18 protein-coding genes and 2 pseudogenes are annotated in these 16,541 nt (G+C 70.4%); 16 read left to right on the top strand and 4 right to left on the bottom strand.

The window, feature by feature from the left end:
- Nucleotides 1-6: 6 nt before the first annotated feature.
- Both H4W81_RS15620 and H4W81_RS15615 read left to right on the top strand, forming a co-directional pair.
- Nucleotides 7-1,194: a CaiB/BaiF CoA transferase family protein gene (locus H4W81_RS15620; protein ID WP_192775470.1), complete on the top strand. Its 1,188-nt coding sequence runs from the start codon at nt 7-9 to the stop codon at nt 1,192-1,194.
- A complete protein-coding gene (locus tag H4W81_RS15615; protein ID WP_192775469.1) occupies nt 1,191-1,991 on the top strand; it encodes an HpcH/HpaI aldolase/citrate lyase family protein in 801 nt (266 codons plus the stop codon). Before H4W81_RS15620 ends, H4W81_RS15615 begins: the two co-directional genes overlap by 4 nt.
- Before the next feature lie 20 nt (nt 1,992-2,011).
- On the opposite strand, the gene H4W81_RS15610 is transcribed toward H4W81_RS15615, so the two are convergent.
- Entirely contained in the window at nt 2,012-2,650 is a 639-nt protein-coding gene (locus H4W81_RS15610; protein ID WP_225958643.1) for a TetR/AcrR family transcriptional regulator, read from the bottom strand.
- A gap of 132 nt (nt 2,651-2,782) precedes the next feature.
- Between H4W81_RS15610 and H4W81_RS15605 the strand changes: the two genes are divergently transcribed.
- The 5 genes from H4W81_RS15605 (at nt 2,783) to H4W81_RS15585 (ending at nt 6,725) form a co-directional block, all read left to right on the top strand.
- Nucleotides 2,783-3,775 (top strand): sugar ABC transporter substrate-binding protein, encoded by a 993-nt coding sequence (locus tag H4W81_RS15605; protein ID WP_192775468.1) that lies wholly within the window; start codon nt 2,783-2,785, stop codon nt 3,773-3,775.
- Between the two features lie 50 nt (nt 3,776-3,825).
- On the top strand, nt 3,826-4,800 hold the full coding sequence (locus tag H4W81_RS15600; protein WP_192780819.1) for an ABC transporter permease: 975 nt from the start codon (nt 3,826-3,828) through the stop codon (nt 4,798-4,800).
- Nucleotides 4,797-5,558: an ATP-binding cassette domain-containing protein gene (locus H4W81_RS15595; protein ID WP_192775467.1), complete on the top strand. Its 762-nt coding sequence runs from the start codon at nt 4,797-4,799 to the stop codon at nt 5,556-5,558. Before H4W81_RS15600 ends, H4W81_RS15595 begins: the two co-directional genes overlap by 4 nt.
- Before the next feature lie 63 nt (nt 5,559-5,621).
- Nucleotides 5,622-6,272: a polysaccharide deacetylase family protein gene (locus H4W81_RS15590; RefSeq protein ID WP_192775466.1), complete on the top strand. Its 651-nt coding sequence runs from the start codon at nt 5,622-5,624 to the stop codon at nt 6,270-6,272.
- An 81-nt stretch (nt 6,273-6,353) separates the two neighbouring features.
- Nucleotides 6,354-6,725: a nuclear transport factor 2 family protein gene (locus H4W81_RS15585; protein WP_225958642.1), complete on the top strand. Its 372-nt coding sequence runs from the start codon at nt 6,354-6,356 to the stop codon at nt 6,723-6,725.
- A gap of 346 nt (nt 6,726-7,071) precedes the next feature.
- Here H4W81_RS15585 and H4W81_RS15580 read toward each other — a convergent pair whose 3' ends face one another.
- Entirely contained in the window at nt 7,072-7,347 is a 276-nt protein-coding gene (locus H4W81_RS15580; RefSeq protein WP_192775465.1) for a hypothetical protein, read from the bottom strand.
- 413 nt (nt 7,348-7,760) lie between these two features.
- Here H4W81_RS15580 and H4W81_RS50070 point away from each other — a divergent pair.
- The 5 genes and pseudogenes from H4W81_RS50070 to H4W81_RS15555 form a co-directional block, all read left to right on the top strand.
- Nucleotides 7,761-7,946 (top strand): annotated as a pseudogene (locus H4W81_RS50070) (helix-turn-helix domain-containing protein); the annotation flags it as partial.
- 115 nt (nt 7,947-8,061) lie between these two features.
- Nucleotides 8,062-9,018 (top strand): D-alanine--D-alanine ligase family protein, encoded by a 957-nt coding sequence (locus H4W81_RS15570; protein ID WP_192775464.1) that lies wholly within the window; start codon nt 8,062-8,064, stop codon nt 9,016-9,018.
- Nucleotides 9,015-10,394, top strand: a complete 1,380-nt coding sequence (locus H4W81_RS15565) for a UDP-N-acetylmuramoyl-tripeptide--D-alanyl-D-alanine ligase (protein ID WP_192775463.1) — start codon at nt 9,015-9,017, stop codon at nt 10,392-10,394. Before H4W81_RS15570 ends, H4W81_RS15565 begins: the two co-directional genes overlap by 4 nt.
- A gap of 98 nt (nt 10,395-10,492) precedes the next feature.
- Nucleotides 10,493-10,717: pseudogene (locus tag H4W81_RS49325) on the top strand (ATP-binding cassette domain-containing protein); the annotation flags it as partial.
- Between the two features lie 38 nt (nt 10,718-10,755).
- Nucleotides 10,756-11,448 (top strand): aspartate/glutamate racemase family protein, encoded by a 693-nt coding sequence (locus H4W81_RS15555; protein WP_192775462.1) that lies wholly within the window; start codon nt 10,756-10,758, stop codon nt 11,446-11,448.
- A 31-nt stretch (nt 11,449-11,479) separates the two neighbouring features.
- Here H4W81_RS15555 and H4W81_RS15550 read toward each other — a convergent pair whose 3' ends face one another.
- A complete protein-coding gene (locus tag H4W81_RS15550; RefSeq protein WP_192775461.1) occupies nt 11,480-11,989 on the bottom strand; it encodes a hypothetical protein in 510 nt (169 codons plus the stop codon).
- 214 nt (nt 11,990-12,203) lie between these two features.
- Nucleotides 12,204-12,776, bottom strand: coding sequence for a D,D-peptidase/D,D-carboxypeptidase VanY-N (gene vanY-N, locus H4W81_RS15545; RefSeq protein ID WP_192775460.1), 573 nt, complete (start codon nt 12,774-12,776; stop codon nt 12,204-12,206).
- A gap of 192 nt (nt 12,777-12,968) precedes the next feature.
- Here vanY-N and H4W81_RS15540 point away from each other — a divergent pair, with 192 nt between their 5' ends.
- From H4W81_RS15540 to H4W81_RS47235, 4 genes are all read left to right on the top strand, one after another.
- Nucleotides 12,969-13,643, top strand: coding sequence for a response regulator (locus H4W81_RS15540; RefSeq protein ID WP_192775459.1), 675 nt, complete (start codon nt 12,969-12,971; stop codon nt 13,641-13,643).
- 7 nt (nt 13,644-13,650) lie between these two features.
- A complete protein-coding gene (locus tag H4W81_RS15535) occupies nt 13,651-15,159 on the top strand; it encodes an ATP-binding protein (RefSeq protein ID WP_192775458.1) in 1,509 nt (502 codons plus the stop codon).
- On the top strand, nt 15,156-15,662 hold the full coding sequence (locus H4W81_RS15530) for a hypothetical protein (RefSeq protein ID WP_225958641.1): 507 nt from the start codon (nt 15,156-15,158) through the stop codon (nt 15,660-15,662). Before H4W81_RS15535 ends, H4W81_RS15530 begins: the two co-directional genes overlap by 4 nt.
- A 168-nt stretch (nt 15,663-15,830) precedes the next feature.
- Nucleotides 15,831-16,535 carry a hypothetical protein gene (locus H4W81_RS47235; RefSeq protein ID WP_225958640.1) on the top strand — a complete coding sequence of 235 codons (705 nt, stop codon included), beginning with the start codon at nt 15,831-15,833 and terminating at the stop codon, nt 16,533-16,535.
- The last annotated feature ends 6 nt before the right edge of the window (nt 16,536-16,541 follow it).

The raw sequence follows: 16,541 nt of genomic DNA, 5'->3' as shown, positions 1-16,541 counted from the left end.
ACGACTATGACGAGTCTTGCCGATATCCGCGTGATCGACGCGGCGACGTTGTTCGCCGGGCCGTCCGCCGCGATGATGCTGGGCGACTTCGGCGCCGACGTCATCAAGATCGAGCACCCCAGGCGCGGTGACCCTTCGCGCGGTCACGGGGCCGCCAAGGACGGGGTCGGCCTGTGGTGGAAGTCGCTCTCGCGCAACAAGCGGGCCGCCGCCGTCGACCTGTCCAGGGCCGAGGGCCAGGAGATCCTGCGCCGCCTGGCGCGGGAGTCCGACGTGCTGGTGGAGAACTTCAGGCCCGGCACGCTGGAGCGCTGGGGTCTGGCGCCCGACGACCTGCTGGCGCTCAACCCGCGCCTGATCGTGGCGAGGATGACAGGGTTCGGGCAGGTCGGGCCGATGGCCAGGCAGCCAGGGTTCGGCACGCTGGCCGAGGCGATGAGCGGATTCGCCGCGATGACCGGCCAGCCCGACGGCCCGCCGACGCTGCCGCCGCTCGCGCTGGCCGACGGCATCGCGGGACTGGCGATGTCCTACGCCATCATGGTCGCCCTGCACGCGCGCGAGCGGACCGGCCGCGGCCAGGTCGTCGACATGGCGATCATCGAGCCGATCCTGGGCCTGCTCGGACCGCAGATGACGGCCTACAAGGCGCTCGGGGTGGTGCCGCGGCGCACGGGCAACCGATCGAGCAGCAACGCCCCGCGCAACACCTACCGCACCAGAGACGGCCGCTGGCTGGCCGTCTCCACCAGCGCGCAGACCATCGCCGAGCGCGTGGTCACCCTGGTGGGCAGGCCCGACCTGGTCGAGCAGCCGTGGTTCTCCAGCGGCGCGGGCCGGGTGCGGCACGTGGAGGAGCTGGACGAGGCGGTCGGCTCGTGGATCGCCGAGCGCGACGCGGAGGAGGTCATCGCCCGCTTCGAGGAGGCACAGGCGGCGATCGCCCCGATCTACGATGTGAAGGACATCGCCGAGGACGCCCAGTACCAGGCGCTGAACACCTTCGTCGAGCTGCCCGACGAGGAACTGGGCACGGTGACCGTCCAGAACGTGCTGTTCAGGCTGTCGGAGACGCCGGGCGAGGTGCGCTGGGCCGGACGCGCGCTCGGCCGCGACACCGACGAGGTGCTCGGCGAGCTCGACTACACCCCCGAGCAGATCAAGCAACTGCGCGAGGACGGGGTGATCGCGTGAACCTCACGTGGCTGTACGTGCCGGGGGACCGGCCCGAGCGGTTCGACAAGGCCGTGGCGTCCGGCGCGGACGTGGTGATCATCGATCTGGAGGACGCGGTCGCTCCCTCGCGCAAGGAGGAGGCCAGGCGCCACGTGCGCGCCTACCTGCGCGGCGGGGCGCCTGCCGTCCATGTGCGGATCAACGACCCCGCCACCGACCAGGGGCGGCTCGACCTGCGGGCGCTGGAGGGGATCCCGCTGGCGGGCGTGCGGGTGCCGAAGGTGGACTCGCCCGCCGCGGTGGACCTGGTGGACCTCGACGCGCCCGTCCACGCCCTACTGGAGTCGGCGGCAGGGGTGGTCAACGCGATGGCGATCGCGGCGCATCCCCGGGTGGCGGGCGTGGCGCTGGGCGAGCAGGATCTGATCGCCCAGCTGTCCATCACCGACGAGGGCGCGCTCGACCAGCTGCGCGTCGGGGCGGTGCTGGCCGCGGCAGCGGCGGGGCTGCCGCCGGTGCCGATGTCGGTCTACGCCAACGTCGCCGACGACGCGGGGCTGCTGGCCTCGACCAGGCGTGGGCGCGGGCTGGGGCTGTTCGGGCGCACGGCGATCCATCCGCGGCAGCTGCCGGTGATCCGCGAGGCGTTCCGGCCGTCGGAGGAGGAGGTGGCGGGCGCGCGGCAGGTCGTGGCGGCCGCCGAGGCCGCCGGTGACGTGGGCGCGGTCGCGTTGCGGGACGGACGGTTCGTGGACGCGCCGGTCATCGCGAGAGCGCGCCGCACGCTGGCGCTGGCCGACCGGCTCTCTTCCTGACGGCAGGCGGGCGCGCGCCGTCAGGAGCTCGGCGTCCAGCGCCGTTCCAGCTCCTCGTCGGTGGGTGGGGGGCCGGGCAGCGGGCGGTGGGCAGGTGGGTGGCGCAGGGAGTCGAGCACCAGCGTCAGGTAGCGGTGCCGCAGCTCGGTCGTGCGCCGCTCGTCGCCGAGCTTGATGGAGGCGAACTGCTCGAACAGCAGCGCGATGTCGGCCACGGTGACGTCGGGGCGCAGGACGCCTGCGGTCACCGCGCGGTCGTGGACCTCGACGGCCAGCTGGGAGGCGCGCGTGGAGAGGTGGTAGAGCTCCTCGGTGGGCTGGAAGGTGCCGGCCAGCGCGATGGTGAGGGAGCTGGAGTCGGCGTCGACGATGTCGCGCATGTAGGTCGCGAACGCCTCCCATGGGTCGTCCGCCATGGCCAGTGACTTCTCCGAGGCGGCGATGTAGAGCTCGAGTCCGTCGGCGCAGAGCTTGCGCAGCAGCGCCTCCTTGCTGCCGTAGCGGCGGTAGAGCGCGCTGATGCCGACTCCGGCGCGGTCGGCGACCGCCGAGATCGGCGCACCTGGGTCGGCGGTGAAGACGGCTCTCGCCGCCTGGAGGATGGCTTCGTCGTTGCGGGCGGCCTGGGCTCGGCGGCCGCTCATGGGTGTGGCGGTCATGGGACCAGCGTACTACGGAACGTACGGTTCCGTTCTATTGCTTCATTGGTCCTAATGTCACGACAAATTATTGACGAAGGGATAATCGCGCGTTTACATCAAGGGCGAGCCCGATGGTCTTGGAGGTGTCGCATGAAACGTACCCCGATCGTGCTGGCCCTGGCAGGTGCGCTGGCCCTGGCGGGCTGCTCAGGCGGTGGCGCGGGACAGTCCGCCCCCGCCACGGCCCCCAGCGCTTCCGCGCCGCCCGCGGCGGCCCCGGCGGGCGGCGGCACCTTCGCCGTCATCACCCACGCCGCCCCCGGCGACGCCTTCTGGGACGTGGTCAAGAACGGCGCGGAGGCCGCGGGCAAGCAGTACGGCGCGAGCGTCACCTACCAGGGCGACGGTGACGCGGGCAAGCAGTCCCAGCTCATCGACCAGGCGGTCACGCAGAAGGTGGACGGGATCGTGGTCTCCATGGCCAATCCCGACGCGCTGAAGGAGTCGATCGGCAAGGCCGTCGCCGCCAAGATCCCGGTGATCACCATCAACTCCGGCCTCGAACGCTCGAAGGAGTTCGGCGCGCTCACCCATGTCGGCCAGTCGGAGGACGTGGCCGGGCGCGGCGCGGGCGAGCAGCTCAAGGCGGCGGGCGTCACCAAGCTGCTGTGCGTCATCCACGAGGCCGGCAACGTCGGCCTCGACCAGCGGTGCAAGGGCGCCGAGGAGACGCTGGGCGGTGCGGTCGAGCGGCTGCAGGTCGACGTCAGCAACCTGGCCGACGTCAGCTCCAAGGTGACCGCGAAGATCCAGTCGGACCAGGCGATCAACGGCGTGCTGGCGCTGAACCCGGCCGTCGCCATCGCGGCGAGGGACGCGCTGAAGGACGCCGGCTCGCAGGCCAAGCTGGGCACCTTCGACCTGTCCGGCGACGTGGTGACGGCCATCAAGGACGGCGAGGTGCTGTTCGCCGTCGACCAGCAGCAGTACCTGCAGGGCTGGCTGCCGATCACCTTCCTGCACCTTTACAGGTCGAACCTCAACACCGTCGGCGGCGGGCTGCCGGTCAACACCGGCCCCGGGTTCGTGACCAAGGACAACGCCGAGCAGGTCGCCAAGCTCGCAGAGAGCGGCACCAGGTGAGTTCCGTCACCGCCGACGAGCGCCTGGCCGACGTCGGGCGCCTGCGCCGCATGCTGATCAGGCCGGAGCTGGGCGCGGTCGTCGGCGCGGTGGTGGTCTTCGCCTTCTTCGCGACCCAGTCGGAGGTCTTCCGCTCGGTCGCGGGCATCGCCAACTGGCTCGACCCGGCCGCCACCCTCGGCATCATGGCGGTGGCGATCGCGCTGCTGATGATCGGCGGCGAGTTCGACCTGTCGGCGGGCGTGCTGACCGGCACCACGGGGCTGGTGCTGGTCACGCTCGCCACCAGATTCGGGCTGAACGTATGGCTGGCGATGCTGGCGGGTCTCGCGGTGGCGCTGGCCGTCGGGTTCGTCAACGGCCTCATCGTGACCAGGACCAGGCTGCCCAGCTTCATCGTCACGCTGGGCACCTTCCTCATGCTGCAGGGCGTCAACCTGGGCGTGACCAAGACCCTCACCGGCACCGTCCAGGTGGCGGGCCTGCGCAGGGCGGACGGTTACGAGTCGGCCAGGACGGTCTTCGGCGGCACCGTCGGCGACAGCGGGTTCAGGGTGGCGATCATCTGGTGGGTGCTGGTGACGGTGGTGGCCACCTGGGTGCTGATGCGCTCGCGGGCAGGTAACTGGATCTTCGCCGTCGGCGGCAACGAGCAGGCGGCCCGCGCGGTCGGGGTGCCGGCCGCGCGCACCAAGATCGCCCTGTTCATGACCACGGCGGTCGCGGCCTGGCTGGTCGGCTCGATCCTGGCGCTGCGCTACACCTCGGTGCAGGCCAGCTCGGGCATCGGCCAGGAGTTCATCTACATCATCGCCGCCGTCATCGGCGGCTGCCTGCTCACCGGCGGGTACGGCTCGGCGATCGGCGCCTCCATCGGCGCGGTCATCTTCGGCATGGCCGACAAGGGCATCGTCTTCCTCGGCTGGGACGCCGACTGGTTCAAGTTCTTCCTGGGCGCGATGCTGCTGCTGGCCACGCTCGCCAACCGCCTGGTCCGCCGCTACGCCGAAGAGGTGAAGCATTGATCCTCCAGACCAGGGACATCGGCAAGTCCTTCGGCAGCGTCCTGGCCCTGCGCGGGGTGTCCATGGGCGTGGCGGCAGGTCAGGTGACCTGCGTTCTCGGCGACAACGGCGCGGGCAAGTCGACGCTCATCAAGATCCTGGCGGGGGTGCACCAGCACGACTCGGGCGAGCTGCTCGTCGACGGCGCGCCCGTGCGCCTGTCGAGCCCGCGCGAGGCGCTGGACAGGGGCATCGCCACTGTCTACCAGGACCTGGCGATGATCCCGCTCATGTCGGTGTGGCGGAACTTCTTCCTCGGCTCCGAGCCGGTCAAGTCCCTGGGGCGGTTCGACGTCGCGCGCGCCCGCCGCGTCGCCCGCGACGAGCTGCGCGCGATGGGCATCGACATCCGCGACGTCGACCAGCCGGTCGGCACGCTGTCGGGCGGCGAGCGCCAATCGGTGGCCATCGCCAGGGCGGTGTACTTCGGCGCCAGGGTGCTCATCCTCGACGAGCCCACCTCCGCGCTCGGCGTCAAGCAGGCGGGGGTGGTGCTGCGTTACATCGCCAGGGCCCGCGACCGGGGTCTCGGCGTGGTGTTCATCACCCACAACCCCCACCACGCCTACCCGGTCGGCGACAGGTTCCTGCTGCTCAACAGGGGGGCCAGTGTCGGGGAGTACGCCAAGGGCGACGTCACCCGCCAGGAGCTGACCGCGTTGATGGCGGGCGGCTCGGAGCTGGAGCAGCTGGAGCACGAGCTCAGGCGGAGTGATTAAAGCCGCTCTCCGTGTGCAGGAGGATAGATCACGACATAGAGGCATATGGGGTGAGGGGAAGCGATGGTTCGCTGGCGCGCGCTGGTTCCGGTCGTGGCCGCCGTCGTGGTGACGGGACTGGGAGCGGCTCCCGCCGCTCACGCGGAGGCGGGGGAGAAGGTGGTCCATCTGACCTTCGACGACGGGCCGTCGGCGCACACGCCGCGGGTGCTCGAGATCCTCCGCGAGCACGGCGTGCGCGCCACGTTCTTCCAGCTGGGCGCCAACATCAGGGAGAACAGGGCGCTGACCAGGAAGGTGTTCGAGCAGGGCCACAGCGTCCAGAACCACACCTGGTCGCATCCCGACGTGCGCCGCCTGTCGTGGCCGGCCTTCAGGCGGCAGGTGCTCGACACCGACGCCGAGATCAGGAGGCAGACCGGGTACACGCCGCAGTGCCTGCGCCCGCCGTACGGGGCGGTGGACAAGCGGGCCCGCAAGCGCGCGGCGGCGCTGGGCAAGCAGGTGCGGCTGTGGACGGTGGACCCGCGCGACTGGGGCAGGCCCGGCTCGAAGGCGATCGCCAAGCGGGTGCTCGCGCACGTCAGGCCGGGCGGGATCGTGCTGCTGCACGACGGCGGCGGCGACAGGAGGCAGACCGTCGCCGCGCTACCCAAGATCATCAAGACGCTGAAGGCGCGCGGCTACTCCTTCCATCGCCTGTGGTGCGGCTGACGGTCGCCCCATCCCGTCCGGCAATGCCGACAAAGCCCCCTAAAGTGGTCGATGGGTCCAGTGATCACGAACGAGAGGGCAATGATGACGCGCCAGGCAGTGTGGGCGGTTGTGACCGGCATGTACGACGCCTACGCCAGGGGGGACAGGGCGGGCATCGACCGCCTGCTGCACCCGGAGGCCACGATCTTCGACTCGGCGGCCCCCGGCCTGATCACCAGCAGGGCGCAGCTGGACAAGGTGCGAGACGCCAGGCCGACGGACGGCCCGGCCGAGACCGGCCTGCGCGCCTACGACGAGGTCGTGGACGTGTGGGGCGACACCGCGCTGGCCCGCTACCTGCTGCGCGTGGACTACGCCACGGGTGAGTTCGAGGTCGTGCGGACCACCACCGTGCTGCGCCGTACCGACGGCGAGTGGCTCATCGTGCACGTGCACGAGAACACCCTCTGACCTGCGGGTATCCTGAGCCGTCAGGGCGGGGTGCACAGCGCGGCCCGACGGGCATGGGCGCCGTGCACAGCGGAGGAAGGAGGGGGCGGTCCTATGGTGCGCCATATCCCCCACAGCGCCCCCTCCTCCGAGGAGTCTCCATGACCGCGACCGACGCCCGCACGCTGCCCATCGGGGCGGCGTTCGATCGGATGCCTCCGGCCGCGCATGGCTGCTGCGGCGCCCGGGACACCACCTTTGTGCGGCACCGGGCGACGGGGTAAGGGCGCCTGGTTCGCCCCTCCCCCCGCGACCGTACGAGCCTGCAACTCAACGTAGCTCCCAGACGCCCGTGCAGTCGCGGCGATCAGGTGGCCTTGCCTCGGGCGATGTAGACGTTCATGTCGGTGAAGTCGAGGGTGACGTTGTAGGGCTTGAAGAAGCTGTGGGAGAAGTTGGCCAGCACGTCGAACCCTTCGCGGCCGGGCGCGGACCGTTTGTCCGCGTAGCAGTAGATGTCGTTGGCGGCGGCGTTGCCGAGGCGGACCTCCTTCGGGTAACAGGGGTAGTCAGCCCGTCCGGCTTCGACCAGTCGACCGGTACGGTCACCGTGCCGCAGTCCACCCCCGGCTTGTCCGGACACGGCTTCCAGTCCACGGTGGACGGTTCGGGTCAGGGCCAGCTCAAGGCCCTCCCGCACGGCCGGGTCAACCCCCGATCAACAACACTCGCGACACGCCGCCGAGTTCCACGCACGCTCCGTAACTCGCCCGCAACTCGCCCGCCGGTCGACCACATCCACTGTCGGCCGGCCGTGTCCCCGCCTCGTCAGCGCCGTGTCATGGTTGTGTCACGGTCGGCGCCAATCGTGGTCGTCATGAACGAACCGCGCACCCTCCCGCCTCGGCCCCTAGACCGGCTGTTCGCCGTGGTCACGCTGGTGCTCGCCGTTCTCGTGCTGCCGGCGGCGTTCGCCCGCCTTCCCGGCCGCGCCCGCGAACTGGCCTGCGCGCCACCTGGCCGTAGCTATACGAGAACAGGACCGATAACACGGGCGACATCAAACGCACCGCGGCGAGCCTGTGCATCCACCGTGCGAGCCTGCGCTACCGGCTGCGCAGGATCGAGGAGATCGCCGCTGTCCAGCGGGGACGACCGGCTCGCCCTGCATCTGGGACTCAAGGTCGCCAGGCTCATCGAGTTGAGATGACGGCGGTCGGCGCGACCGTGACACAACCATGACACGGCGCTGACGAGGCGGGGACACGGTCGGCCGACAGTGAATGGGGTTGACCGGCGCCTGTTCCCAAGCGGTGGGTCCGGCTGTCTCCGTGCCACTGAGGAAGGCTGATTGATCGTGACTGAACGCATGCGCGTGGCTGTGCTGGCAGGTGGGCCGTCCGCCGAGCACGAGGTGTCGCTGCAGTCGGCGCAGGCTGTGCTCGATGCTCTGCCGAGGGATCTGTACGAGCCCGTCGCCGTCATCATCGACCGGCAGGGTAGGTGGCCGGTGGAGCTGCGACGCGATCTGGCGGACGTGGTCTTCCCTGTGCTGCACGGGCCGTTCGGCGAGGACGGCGTCGTCCAGGGTCACCTGGAGACGTTGGGCATCCCGTACGTGGGCTGCGGCGTCCTGGCCTCGGCCGTGGCCATGAACAAGGTCGCCATGCGGCGCACGTTCCTGGCGGAGAACATTCCCGTCACCCCGCATGTGTGGTTCACCGAGCACGAATGGCACACCACCACCGACCGCTGGGGTCTGGTGAAGTCGCTCGACTGGCCGATGTACGTCAAACCGGCCAGCATGGGCTCCTCCATCGGCATCTCACGTGTCACCTCCATGGAGGAGCTGCGCGCGGGCGTAGATCTGGCGCTCGCCTACGACCGGGTGGTCATCGTCGAGCAGGAGGTGACCGCGCGCGAGGTCATCTGCGGCGTGCTCGGCGGCTATGACACTCCGGACGCTTCGGTGCCCGGCGAGCTCATCGTGCCCGGCGACTGGCTGGACTATGAGGCCAAGTACCTCAGCCAGGCCGAGATCGCCATCATCCCTGCCGAGCTGCCGGAACGGGTGGCCGAGGACGTGCGCGAGCTGGCCCTGCGTGCCTTCCGGGCGATCGGTGGCTACGGCCTGTCCCGTGTCGACTTCCTCTATGAAGAGGACACGGGACGCCTGTACGTGTTGGAGATCAACACCATGCCCGGTTTCACCTCCCGTTCCGTCTACGCCAGGGCCTGGGCCGCAAGCGGTGTCCCGTACCCGGACCTGCTGCGCCGCCTCATCGACCTCGCCTTCGCCAGGAGCGGCTCATGATCCCCATGACGCTGAACGAGATCGCGCAGGTCGTCGGCGCAAGCCTGCATGACGTGCGCGACCCGCAGGCGCTGGTGACGGCGCCCTCGGCGGTCGACTCGCGCGAGGTGGTGCCTGGCGGCCTGTTCGCCGCGACGGTCGGCGTCAACGTCGACGGTCACGACTACGCGGCCGGTGCCATCGCGGGCGGCGCCGTCGCCGTGCTGGCCTCCCGGCCCGTCGGCGTGCCCGCCCTCGTGGTCGAGGACGTCCAGCTCGCGCTCGGCCTGCTGGCCAGGCACCTGCTCGGACACATCAGCCCGACCGTGATCGGCCTGACCGGCTCCGTGGGCAAAACCACGACCAAGGACCTGCTGGCCCAGATGCTCGAACGGCACGCGGCGACGGTCGCCACCGACAGGTCGTTCAACAACGAGCTCGGGCTGCCGCTCACCGTGCTGCGTGCCGATGCCACCACCCGATACCTGGTGCTGGAAATGGGTGCAGGCCGGAAGGGCGACCTGACGTATCTGACCAGGCTCGCACCGCCCCGGGTCGGGCTGGTGCTCAATGTCGGCACCGCACACGTGGAGCGTATGGGAGTCGGGCCGGCCGACGTGGCCGAGGCCAAAGGCGAGCTGGTCGAGGCACTTCCGGCGGACGGATTCGCCCTGCTCAACGCCGACGACCCGTACGTCATGGGCATGGCCGGCCGCACCAGGGCCCAGGTCCTGTTGTACGGCGGGTCGTCGGAGGCGCCGGTGCGAGCCGAAGACGTGCGGATGGACGACCGGGCGCGCACCGCGTTCGAGCTGGTGACGCCCTCCGGCCGCGCCCCGGTCGAGCTCGACCTCATAGGCGAGCACCAGGTGAGCAACGCCCTGGCCGCCGCCGCCGTCGCCACCGTACTCGGCCTTGGTGTGGCCGAGATCGCCGATGGGCTGAACGCCGCACGGCGGCGCTCCGCGGGCCGGCTGGAGATCGTCGAACGACCTGACGGCATCACCCTCGTCAACGACGCCTACAACGCCAATCCCGAATCCATGCGGGCCGGGCTACGGGCGGTGAAGGCCCTGGCCGGCACCCGTCGTACCGTCGCCGTGCTCGGCGCGATGGGGCAGCAGGCGGACGCCTCCCGCGCCCGACACGCGGAGATGGGCCGGCTCGTCGCCGACCTCCGCTTCGACGTGCTGATCGCGGTCGGAGCAGGGGATCCGCTCACGATGGCGGAGGCAGCGGAGTCCTCGAACCAGGGCGTGGCCGTCCACACCGTCGAGGACGTAACCGAAGCCATCAGGCTGGCCACCGCGCTTCTCGAACCGGGAGACGTGGTGTTCGTCAAGGCCTCCAGCGAGATCGGACTCAGTGCCTGCGCCCGTGCGCTGGCCGGCGCCTGACCGTTGGCGCATCGCCGAGGGGGCCGTACATCCGATGCAAGATCCGGGGAGCAGATGGAGAGTGAGCGTGTACGGCGCTGGTTGCGGTGGCGTATGCGATTTTCGATACGCCCGCGATACCACGGAATCCCCGGCATCAAGGAACTGGGACCTACGGCCAAGGCGATGCCCAGGTGCATGCCCTGCGTGGCATCGATCTCGACCTCCCACGAGGTAGGTTCACCGCGATCATGGGGCCGAGCGGATCGGGCAAGTCCACGCTGATGCACTGCCTGGCCGGACTCGACGAGGCCAGTGGCGGCACCGTCACCGTGGCCGGCACCGACCAGCCTGCCGGCACAAGCTAACGAAACGGAGTTCCATGCGCACTATCGGTCTCATCGGCGGGTTGAGCTGGGAATCGACGGTGATCTACTACCAGATCATCAACCAGCGGGTACGCGAGCGACTCGGCGGCAGCCATTCCGCCGACAGTCTCATCTGGTCGGTCGACTACACGACCGTCGAGGACCTCATCTTCGCCGACCGCTGGGACGAGGTGAGTACGTTGCTGACTGGTGCGGGCAGGAAACTGGAGGAGCTCGGCGCCGAGGTCCTGCTCATCTGCAGCAACACCTTCAGCCGGGTGAGCGACGACGTGGCGCGGGCCGCGAGCGCGCCCGTGCTGCACATCGCCGACGCCGTGGGCGCAGAGGTCCGCGCCAGGGGGATGCGCAAGGTCGGTCTGCTGGGCACTCGCTTCACCATGGAGCAGCCCTTCTACCGGGATCGGCTGGCTGCCCACGGCTTCGACGTGGTCGTCCCGCGGCGGGAGCAGCGGGAACTGGTCCATCGCGTGATCTTCGACGAGCTGGTGCGCGGGGTGATCCGGGAATCGTCCAGGGACGCGTACGCCCGGATAGTCGCCGATCTCGCGGACGACGGCGCCGAAGGCGTCATCCTCGGCTGCACGGAGATCGAGCTCCTGATCAGTGAGAAGGACACCGCCATCCCGGTGCTGCCGAGCGCCCGGCTGCACGCGGAGGCAGCGGCCGGCTTCGCGCTGGCCGGCTGACACACCCTCGGTCGCGGCACGATGTGGCGGCTCAGGTGGATCGGTACGCCGGTGCGTCGGTGCCATACAGCTCCCGGTGCCACAGGTCGGCGCAGACACGTTCGATGCCGGCCGTCAGATGGCGGCGGTAGCTGGTGGAAGGGACGCCGAGTCGTTCCGCGGCCAGCTCCTGGGTGGGCGTGCCGTGGAGGAACGTGACGGACAGCGCCCGGGTGGAACTTGACCGAGCGCGGACCCTCACGCAGGCCGTCGATCGGATCCGCTCGGCCGCGAACAATTGCCGATCACTCGCCACTGGATCAAATCCATCACCGGCGAGTTTCCGCGATACGGCGGCAGCACCCGCCGGCGACGGCTCCAACATGCGCCCGTCCACCATGGACATCGGCCGCCCCGCCACCGCCGCCTCGTGAGCGAACCGCCGCAACAGGGCCGACGTCCCGATGCCGCCGGGACCGTGCACGTACAGAACGCTGCAGCCGCCGCCGTACAACGCCGCGTTGAAAACCGCGAGCTCTTCCTCCCACCCTGCAAACGCCATCTCGCGCGCTGCTTGCAGGCGCCATCCCAGCAATCCGGACTTGTTGTTACTCCCCGATGACATACCCCTGACCCCTCTCCGAGCACCCGGTCGATACCGCTGTTGAATGCCCGGGCCGAACCCTTGGGCGCGCTGGTCGGATTACCTGTTCGGTTCTCGGGCGCAAACCCGTCAACGTCCCCACTTCGCATACATGGGTGGACCCGGACCTGGGCTACATCTGGTCCACGTTCTCCATGACGTAGCCCACGCCGGGGTGGGGTCGTCGTGGTGGTGGCGTGCCGCCGCGGTCTGGGCGGTACTCGAAGTGCCACCACTCGTTGTCGTACATGCGGTAGAGGTCGTAGCGGGCGCCGTGTTCCTCGAGCCAGCGCGCGCCTTCGTGGGGGCGCACGTCCAGCGCGATGCCCTTGACGTGGCTGGATTCCGCCGGTGGTAGCACGAGCATTCGTGCCGAGGCAGGGGAGCCGGAGCGGCGCACCTCATCGTCGAACATCCGTTGTTGGACTAGGGGATCGCGGTATCCCGAGGTGAGGCCGATGAGCTGGCCGTGACGCCAGAGCGCCTCGGTGCGCGCCGCTGTGAACGCCGCCATGGCGCCGTCGGTGAGCCCGGTGAGGTCCTCGGCGGGGAATCGCATCCCCAACGCCCAGCGGCAGGCCAGTTCGCGGGCGCGGCCGGGATGGCGAACGAACGCCACGGGCAGCAGGACCACGGCGAGCACCAGCGTGACCGCGGCGTACAGCCGGTCTCGGGGCCGAGGTGGGATGGTGCGTGGTTCGTTCATGACGAACTACGATTGGCGCCGAATGTGCGTGCGTCGTCCGCCGCATGTCACCGTTTCTCGACGGCGGCCACCGTCGGCGCGACTGTGACACAACCATGACACGGCGCGAACGAGGCGGGGACACGGCAGGCCGACAGTGGATGGGGTTGACCGGCGGGCGAGTTATGGAGCGTGCTGTTGATACTCGGCGGCGTGTCGCGAGTGTTGTTGATCGAGGATGACCCGGCCGTGCGGGAGGGCCTTGAGCTGGCCCTGACCCGGCATGGGCACCGGGTGCGCGCGGTGGAGTCCGGCGAGCAGGGGCTGGACCGGCTGCGTACGGACCTTCCCGACGTCGTCGTGCTCGATCTGATGTTGCCTGGCATGGACGGGTTCGAGGTCTGCCGCCGCATCCGGGCCGCCGGGGAGGTACCGATCATCATGGTGACCGCGCGCGGCGACGACATGGACGTGGTGGCCGGGTTGGAGGCGGGCGCCGACGACTACGTGGTCAAGCCGGTGCAGCCCAGGGTGCTCGAGGCACGCATTCGCGCGGTGCTCCGGCGGATCGGCCGGGACCAGGCGGAGCTGGAGCGGCACGGGGACCTGACCATCGATCGGGCCGGGCTGGTGGTCGCCAACCGCGGCGTGCCGGTCAGCCTCGCCCCGACCGAGCTGCGCCTGCTGCTCGAGCTCTCCGGCACGCCGGGCCGGGTGCACAGCCGCCAGCAGCTGCTGGAGTCGGTGTGGGAGCACGGGTATTTCGGCGACTCGCGTCTCGTGGACGCGTGCGTGCAGCGGTTGCGCGCGAAGATCGAGGACGACTCGGCGGCGCCCGTCTACGTGCAGACGGTGCGTGGGTTCGGGTACCGGTTCGGGCCGGTGTGAGCCGCCGGTGACACCTCGGCCGAGCCTGGGGCTGCGTGCCCGGCTGTTGTTCGCCTTCGCACTGCTGTGTGTGGTCACCGCGGCGGCGGTGGCCGGCGGGATCTACGTCCAGGCCCGCAACGACATCCTGCAGCGGACCCAGGATGCCGCGGTGCAGGGGATGAAAAGCCGCCTGGAGGCGCTCTTCCCGTTGCAGAGTCCGGCGCCGGGCCCGGCCGAGCTCGGCAAGATCGCCGCCGCCGTGACCGACGGGAACAGCTCCGCGGTCGCCATCTACCACGAGGTGCACTCGCCGGTCCGCCGGCCGCCGGGGGCTCCCGGCCCGCCGGCCTCCGGCCCGCCACCGGGGGGCCGGAGGCCGGGCGGGAACGCGCCGATCCTGGATCCCGGGGTGATTCCACCGGGGCTGCGGCGGGCGGTGACCGGCGGCGACTTCGCGTGGCAACGCGTGGTGTGGCAGGGCGAGCCCATCCTGATCATCGGCACGCCGTTGCTGATCATCGAGCCGGACCGGACGACGCGGGTGTCCGGCATCGAGGTCTACACCGCGCGCAGCCTGCAGCCCGAACAGCGCAGCATCGACGGGCTCGCCGCATCCGCCTGGCTCACCGGCGGGGCGGCCCTGGCGTTCGCGGTCGTCCTCGCGTTGCTGGCCACCCGTGGCGTGCTGCGCCCGGTGCGCGAGCTCGGTCGGGCGGCACGCCTGCTGGGCGAGGGCGAGATGCGGACCAGGATCGCGGTCAGCGGCTCCGATGAGCTGGCCGACGTGGCACGCACGTTCAACAACACCGCCGCGGAGCTGGAACGGCACGTCAAGCAGCTTCGCGAGATGGAGGCCGACGCCCGCCGGTTCGTGGCCGACGTGTCCCACGAGCTGCGCACCCCGCTGGCCGCGCTCGCCGCGGTCGCCGACGTCCTCGACGAGGAGGCGGCCGGGCTGCCCGAGCCCGCCGGCAGGGCCGCCAGGCTGGTCAGCCAGGAGACGCTCAACCTCACCGGGCTGGTGAACGACCTCATCGAGATCAGCAGGTTCGACTCCGGCGTCGCGGCCCTCGTGCTGAACGAGGTCGACGTGGCCGAGCTGGTGCGCTCGACCCTGCGTGTCCGGGGCTGGTCGGAGCCGGTGCACACCGAGCTTCCACCCGCGGTGACGGCACGGCTGGACCCGCGGCGAGTGGACGTCATCCTCGCGAACCTGGTCGGCAACGCCCTGCGGCACGGCGAGCCACCGGTGTCGGTACGGCTTTGCGCTGACGCGCACTGGATCGCTCTCGAGGTCCGCGACCACGGACCGGGGCTGGACGAGGCGGTGCTGCCGCACGTGTTCGACCGGTTCTACAAGGCCAACGCGGCCAGGGCCAGGTCCGAGGGCAGCGGCCTGGGCCTGGCCATCGCGCGGGAGAACGCGCGCCTGCACCGAGGCGACCTCACCGTCACCAACGCCCCGGACGGCGGCGCCATGTTCACGCTGCGCCTGCCACGCCGGGCACACGATCCGGACGGAGGCCCCGAGTGAGGACCGGGCTCGCCCGCCGCGTGCTCGCCGCGGGCCTCGTATCGCTCGTCGCCGTGGCCGGCTGCGGCGTGCGCCCCAGCGACGTCATTCGGGCCGGCGACCCGCCGAGCGGACGCGTCGCCCCGCCGAGCGGACGCGTCGCACCAACCACGACGATCACCCTCTATCTGGTGAAGAACGGCCGACTCAGCGCGGTAACGCGGCCCAGTGATCGTCCAATGTTCCAAGCGGACACGCTCGTGCTGCTGGCAGCCGGACCCACCGCGAGGGAACAGGCGCACGGACTCACCACCGATGTCCCGCCCGAAGCCGGCCCGTTCTCGGTGACCGCCGAGCCGGCCGGCCACTTGGTGGTGACCCTGTCCACTCCGGCCGGCGAACTGTCCACACTGGCCGTCGAGCAGATCGTGTGCACGACCGCCGCCACGGCGCCGGAAAGCCCTGCCCAGGTCACCATCGTCGGTGCAGGGCAGAGCGTCGGCCCCCGGAACTGCCCGGGGTAACGGTAGCGACCTATCCTCTACTTCGGTCAGATCGCCGTGGGCTTGGTCAGATTGAGTGGAGCGTGCGGCTGGCGGTGGTGGCGACGTCGATGACCGCGGCGGAGAGGTCGGGTAGCCGCGCGCGGGGGCCCGCCCTGGCCGAAGCGAGCGTCATGGGGAGGCCGGATCATGCGACTTGACATCCTCAATCATGGTTACGGCCTCGCAACCAGGCTGCTGTTCGCGCTCATCCGGCTGTTGTCCGGGCACCCGGTGCCGGACGCCGCCAAGCTGGTCTTCTACCGGCCCGATTTCTACGGCGCTCGTGCCAAGGAGTTCACCCACGAGGCGATGCACGGGCCGTCCGCCTGGTCGGTAGCCGACCGGGAGCTGATGGCGGCCTACGTGTCCAAGGGTGCACGCGTGCGCGTTCTGCGTCGGCGCGCACACCGCGACCGCAAGGCAGGCCAACCCGGACGGGTCGCGGCGGTGCCGGCCGACCTGGAATCGGCCCCCGTCGAGGAGCCGCTGTGGGCAACACTGCGGATGCTCGGCAAGTTGACCCGGGAGAAAGGTCGGCGCCGAGGACATGCGGGAGGTGCTGGCCGCCGGGGTCCCACCGAAGAAGTGATCTACATTGTAAAGGCACCGGCCTGTGCCGCCTCCGCATCGAGTACTGCAAAAACCTCATCGAAAGGAAATGGGGCGGCGTCGGGTGGTGCCGCGTGCCTGCCGTACCCGGTCTCGATTCTGTCGACGTCGCCGCGTTCGGCTGGTGGCAGGGGCGCGCCGACGGCGCGGCGGGTGGTGGCGGCGGTGGCGAGGAGGCGGGCGGCCAGGTCGTGGCGTCCTGCCAGGGAGTGGGCGCCTGACAGTCCTTGGAGGGCGGAGTAGGTGGGG

It is taken from the genome of Nonomuraea africana, assembly GCF_014873535.1.
GTDB lineage: Bacteria > Actinomycetota > Actinomycetes > Streptosporangiales > Streptosporangiaceae > Nonomuraea > Nonomuraea africana.
This window is presented reverse-complemented; position numbering and strand designations above follow the sequence as displayed.